4 protein-coding genes are annotated in these 5,868 nt (G+C 39.6%); all 4 read left to right on the forward strand.

What is annotated here, in order from left to right; genetic code table 11:
* The first annotated feature begins 67 nt into the window (after positions 1–67).
* A complete protein-coding gene (locus BHE89_RS08520) occupies positions 68–439 on the forward strand; it encodes an S-layer family protein (RefSeq protein ID WP_128860401.1) in 372 nt (123 codons plus the stop codon).
* A 76-nt stretch (positions 440–515) separates the two neighbouring features.
* Complete coding sequence (locus BHE89_RS08525) at positions 516–4,394, forward strand: hemagglutinin repeat-containing protein (protein ID WP_128860402.1); 3,879 nt, start codon at positions 516–518, stop codon at positions 4,392–4,394.
* Between the two features lie 211 nt (positions 4,395–4,605).
* Positions 4,606–4,917, forward strand: a complete 312-nt coding sequence (locus BHE89_RS25365; RefSeq protein WP_286145997.1) for a hypothetical protein — start codon at positions 4,606–4,608, stop codon at positions 4,915–4,917.
* Positions 4,918–4,940: 23 nt separating this feature from the next.
* Positions 4,941–5,729, forward strand: coding sequence for a DUF6862 domain-containing protein (locus BHE89_RS08535; protein ID WP_216080995.1), 789 nt, complete (start codon positions 4,941–4,943; stop codon positions 5,727–5,729).
* The last annotated feature ends 139 nt before the right edge of the window (positions 5,730–5,868 follow it).

Raw genomic sequence — 5,868 nt, forward strand, 5'->3', positions numbered from 1 at the left:
GATTATATGCAGAATGCATTATCGGTTGATCACAATAATACCCATAAGCGTATTGGCGATGGTTTCTATGAACAAACGCCTAGTCCGTGATCAAATTATTCAGCTTACCGGCAATCAATATCTAGATGGGCATAATGATAACGAACAGCAATATCACGCTTTAATGGATGCGGGTATTCGTTTTAGTGAAGAGTTTGGCATTAAACCCGGTGTGACATTAACGGCTGAACAAATGGCAATGATCACAACGGATATGGTGTTATTAACCAGTAGGGAGATCACACTCGCTAATGGCTCCGTTGAAAAGGTATTAGTGCCTCAAGTTTATGCACGTGTTCTACCAGGGGATTTACAAAACAGTGGTGCATTACTTTCAGGTAGCGAAGTTATTTTAAATAACATTCCTGAGTTAAAAAAACAAAGGCACGATTTTAAGTAAAACGAGCTTACAAGCTTCAACTAATAATTTAATCAACCAAGGACTAATTAAAGGGCAAACGGTAGATTTATTTGCGTTGCAAGATATTAAAAATGAAGGCGGACAAATTGCAGGACAAAACCGCATTAATCTGCAAGCAGGTAATAACATTATTAGTACAGCAACCGTATCGGGTAATAGTACCGACCAATGGTTAAACCGTGGGGCGGCTATTTATTTAACAGAGCCAGAAGGTGAGATTGCATTAAAAGCAACGCATAATTTAACGCTGACAGCAACAGATATTCTCGCCAGTGGTGATAACAGCCAATTGGCGTTAACCGCAGGTAAAAATATTGAATTAGGCACTATTAATACGCGTCGCCAAGAGAATATTGATTGGGATAGTAATAATTATCTGCATAAAGCCAATGAAGAGGAGATTGGATCTCATCTTTATGCGGGGGATATCTCAATAACATCGGGCGAAGATCTTCATCTTACGGCAACAGATATTCAAACCACAGGCTCGCTAGGATTAACTGCAGGTAATGATATTTCGTTACAAAGTGGTTATTCCTCTATTGACCAAATCGCACACAGTGTGACGAAAGACAAATCATTTGGTTCTTCGGAAACTCGCACTACACATGCTGAAATTCATAATAAACAAGCAACGGGAACACAGCTAAAAGGAAATGAAATTTCTCTTTCTGCTGGCAATGATTTAATTGCACAGGGTGGTGAGATTATTGCGACACAAGATATCAATCTTGATGCGGGTAATCAATTATCGCTGACGACCGCAGAAGAGCTTGCTTTCCAATCTTATGAAGAAAAAATCAAAAAATCAGGCATTGGTGGTACTGGCGGTATTGGTTTTACCGTCGGAAAATCAACTTTTGAACAACTGAATAACAGTGATGCTATTACTTATAAAGGCAGTGTAATCGGCAGTACGGATGGCAATATTCGCATTAGCTCAGGGAATAATCTCACCATAGATGGCAGTGAAATGATTGCCAAAAAGGAGATATCGCTTACTGGGGATTCTGTGGATATTTCCTCTGCTGAAAATAGCTATACGGAATTAAGTCGAACCAAAAGTAAACAAAGTGGTGTGACGGTTGCCTTAAGCGGTACGGCAGGAAGTGCTATCAATGGCGCTATTGCGGGATACAAAGCCGCCAAAGAAGCTGATGATAGCCAAATTAGTACCTTACAAAGTATCAAAGCGGGGCTTTCGGGGGCTCAAGCAGTGGGAGCTGTGGCGTTAGATAATGCCCAATCAGGTACAGATAATGAAAGCACAACGTTAATTGGCGCTAATGTTTCTTATGGTAAAAGCTCGTCTGAATCAGAAACCATACACCAACGAAATATTGCTCAAGGCAGCAGTTTAAGCGCGGGTGAAAACCTCTCTATTACAGCAACAGGAAAAGAGCAAGGTGATATCACCATTACAGGCAGTGAGTTACAGGCGGGGGGTGATCTCACCCTAAGTGCCACGCGAGATATCACATTACAATCAGCACAAAACCAAGAAACAACAGACAGCAAAAACAGCAGTAAAAGCGCTTCTGTTGGTGTTGGTGTCACGGTGGGCTCGGGTGGTGTTGGCGTTAACATTAATGCGAATGGAAGTCGAGGTAAGGGATTTGAGGAGGGCGATCACACCTATTACACCAATAGCACATTAAATGCAGGGCAAACGCTCACCTTACAAAGTGGTCAAGATACGACCTTAAAAGGCGCACAAGCTCAAGGTGATAAAGTTATTGCGAAAGTGGGTGGAGATTTACACCTTGAAAGCCAGCAATCCATTGATGACTATCAGTCGAAGCAATCGAGCGAAAGTGTGGGGGGGAGTGTCAATGTGATCGGCACACCGGGAGGCTCGGCAAATATTTCGTTTAGTCGCGATAAAATGGACAGTAAATACCGCTCAGTGGAAGAACAAACGGGCTTATTTGCAGGCAATCAAGGATTTGATCTTACCGTGGGTAAACATACCCAACTTGATGGCGCGGTGATCAGCAGTAAATCTGATGCAAAAAATAATCAGCTAGATACAGGTACATTAGGCTTTAGTGATATCCATAATTACGCAGAATATAAAGTTGAGCATCAATCCGGTGGTGTAAGTACTTCTGGTGGTGTTGAAGGGAATATGCTGGCGAATATGGGACATGCATTAGCCATGGCAGGCAACCATAGTGACAGCGCTGAAAACACCACCCGATCTGCGGTATCACAAGGGACATGGACAGTGCGTGATAGCGATAATCAACAGCAAGATATTGCGCAATTAAGCCAAGATACCGACAACGCTCACAGCACGTTAACTAAAATCTTCGACAAAGAAAAAGAGCAAAATCGCCAACAAAAACAGCAATTAGTAGGCGAAATTGGGGCGCAGGTTATCGATTTGGCAACCACGGTTGATACTCTTCGTGGTACGAACCAAGCGAAAGCTGATTCAAAACTCGATAATCTTTCTGATACGGCTTACGACGATCTCTACCAAGCCCTTTCTGAAACTAAAGAGAATGTTACTGAGCGTGACGTTCAAAATTACCTTTTCCAGCAAGCATTACAGGACTATACCAACCAATCCGATTTTGGTACGGGCGGTAAATACAACCGAGCTATTCAAGCCGTTACGGCATTTACGCAAGGCATAATGGGTGGCAATATTGTCACCGCGATTGCCAATGGCTCTGCACCTTATCTTGCCAATGAAGTAAAAAACCAAATCCAAGGTAACAGTGTTGAAAGTGATATTCAGCGCACACTTGCCCACGGTTTACTCAATGCGGGTCTTGCTCTAGCAAAAGGTGAAAATGTAGCAGCACAAGCCACTGGTGCGATGACAGGGGAAACGGTGGGCATTTTATCGCATTCACTTTATGGCAAAACCCCCGAAGAATTGACTGAGTCTGAAAAGCAGAATATAAGTGCATGGGCAACGTTAGCTTCAGGGATTGCCGGCGGTTTAATTAGCGATAATAGCACAGGCGTTGCCAATGCTGCCCAAGCCGGGAAGGTTGTGGTTGAGAATAATGTCTTTAACTTGGCTGGTAGAAAACAGAAAGACATTGAATCTAGCATACAAAAACAAGTAGATGGCATTGATTTAGATTCAGTCTATGGCGATGACCAGAATAAAAAAGATGCCTATAGAAAAGGTCGGGAGCAAGGCGCTAAAGATGGCTTGAAGGATGGGATATCAGAAAGTATAGAGGGTACAATCAATACTATTCTAAACCCAATAGATGCTGTTACTGACTTAACAACAGCAGTCTGGAACTATGATAAGACTTATGATGCAATTAAAATATCCGTTACTGAATGGAATCAATTATATGAATACGCGTTAGTTAACGATCCGGAGCTTGCAGGACAGATGGTGGGATCTTTGCAAGGAAAAATGTTAGGCAATTTAGGAACCAGCGTTGTTGTATCTAGTACAACAGCAAAAACCATTCAAAAAATTGCTCAAATGGAAAGCGGTATTAAATGGTTACCCGATGCTCATGGTAAAATTCACGCAACAATAGTAAAAGGTGATGCAATAATACCTATAGATAAGATTGAATTATACTTAAGAGGCAAAGCATCCGGTGATTTGACAGCATTAAAAGCGGATTACAATGCACTTAAAGATCTGCAAGTGCAAAATCAAAAATTATTTGCTAAAGATCCTAATAATTTTGATAAATTACGAATACTAGAAAGTAAAATACATAATGTTGAAAAATCAAGAGATATGAATAAGGTGTTAAATAATGCAGGTATGCCAGACACACCTTTAAATAATTCAATTATTATCAATGAATTATTAAAATCTGCTAATGATGTAACTGCTACAAATAGAAAAACATCTATTGTTATTAATGGCTCAAAAGGAAATGTTCGAATTTATGGTACATGGACCATCCTACCAGATGGCTCGAAACGTTTATCTACGGGTTGAAGCTGGGGCTTTTAAATAATAAGTGCAACTTATGAGTGAAAAAAATAAAAATATTGAACAAATATTAGTAGGCATAAATAATTATATAACCTATGGTTATGTAGACCCAAGGTCATTTGATGATCCAGTAAATGATCTACTTGACTTATTTTATCTGAGTTAACTTCTTTTAGATAATAAAAAGGCATTTTTTTTTATTATAAAAAAAATATTGACTGATAAAAATATAAACGATGATTTCTTGAAGTCTCTCTGTCTAAATAGATTATTACTATCCGAATTTGAATGGAGTTACGCATTTGACTTTTTAAATAAAAATGCTCATCAATTAAGTATCCCTTGCCTAGAAAAAGCTTTATTTTATTTCTATTGTGCAAAAAATGATCCAGCATCACATCCAACACCAGATAGGCTCATCGAGAAACTAGTAGCTAGATACCAAGAAGTAAAAAATGATCCTAATGCAGATTTTTATCATCTAACTGAATCATTTGAAAATTTCTCGCGAGCTTATGGGGTTTAATTGTTGAGAATAATTGGTTGAGCGTGTCTGAAAAGACAGAGCTCGAGATAGCAAAAAAGACACTTAGAAATAGTACAGATCCAATAGAACGAGAGAAAGCGCAGCAGAAATATGATGCACTGCGTGAGAAGGATATCGTTAGTGATCAGAAAGTGATTGATGCATGTAATAACGGTAATGCGGCTAGTAGTGGATGTGCTCAGGCTCGTCTGGATGTGATTACCGCGAAAGGGGAATATGAAAATACGGGTAACTATAATTCCAGAGCTAGCCAACAGTATGCGGATGCCTATAGCAAGATAACAAGTCTGTTGAGTATGACTAGTGTTGATGCGCAGAATCAGAAACAGGTGCAGGATGCGATGGTGAATTATGCCATGGTGCAGCTTAGCGTCGATAAGCCCACAGCAGAGGCTTATATTAAAACCTATGATGGAATGAAAATAATTAGCGCGTCAATGACGCCGTTAATAGGTTCAGTCGCTGCGAGAAAAATAGAAACTCTAGTGAGTCAACAGAGGTTATCCAGTAATTTTTCAATTCACTCGTTACCAGATGCTCATGGTCGGGAGCATATAACTGCGGTTAAAGGCGATGCTGCTATACCTGTAGATAAGATAGAAATATGGCTTAGAGGCAAAGCAAAAGGAGATTTAGAATCGTTATTAGTAAGGCAATCAGTGTTAATAAATGAAAAACGTGATAACCAAAGAGCTTTTGCTAAAGATCCGAATAAACCAAAGGAATTGGGTAAAATCAGTACTCATATAGAAGGAATTGGGGCGATCACGAACAATGGGGAATGGATCTAGAAAAAAATAGGATTTAATGATACAAAAAGAAAATAATAAATTTATAATAGATAAATTACTTGATACTGCAAAAATGGTGACACCAGAGAATCGTTGGACATCAATAGTATTAAAAAAGTCAAAATGGTAGCAATGAATC

This window comes from Shigella sp. FC1967 (genome assembly GCF_001743005.1).
Taxonomy (GTDB): domain Bacteria; phylum Pseudomonadota; class Gammaproteobacteria; order Enterobacterales; family Enterobacteriaceae; genus Proteus.